General features: G+C 63.4%; 1 pseudogene. It reads left to right on the top strand.

The features are described 5' to 3' along the window. Positions 1 to 284: pseudogene (locus XpopCFBP1817_RS21410) on the top strand (transposase); the annotation flags it as partial.

Genomic DNA, 284 nt, shown 5'->3' with positions numbered 1-284 from the left:
GAGGCGGTCCGGCAAGTGACTGATCGTGGGTTCAAGGTGGCAGAGGTCGCCGAGCGGCTGGGTGTCACGACGCACAGCCTGTACGCCTGGCTGCGCAAGTTCGGCAAGTCTGGCGTGGTGCATCGCGCCGAGGTGGACCAGAGCGCCGAGGTTCGGCGGCTGAAGGCAGAGTTGCGTCGAGTGACCGAGGAGCGCGACCTCCTAAAAAAGGCCGCCGCGTACTTTGCCAATGGGTAAAGGCAAAGTACGCCTTCATGCAAGCCCACTGCGGGGAATTCAGGGTG

The organism is Xanthomonas populi, assembly GCF_002940065.1.
GTDB lineage: Bacteria > Pseudomonadota > Gammaproteobacteria > Xanthomonadales > Xanthomonadaceae > Xanthomonas > Xanthomonas populi.
This window is presented reverse-complemented; position numbering and strand designations above follow the sequence as displayed.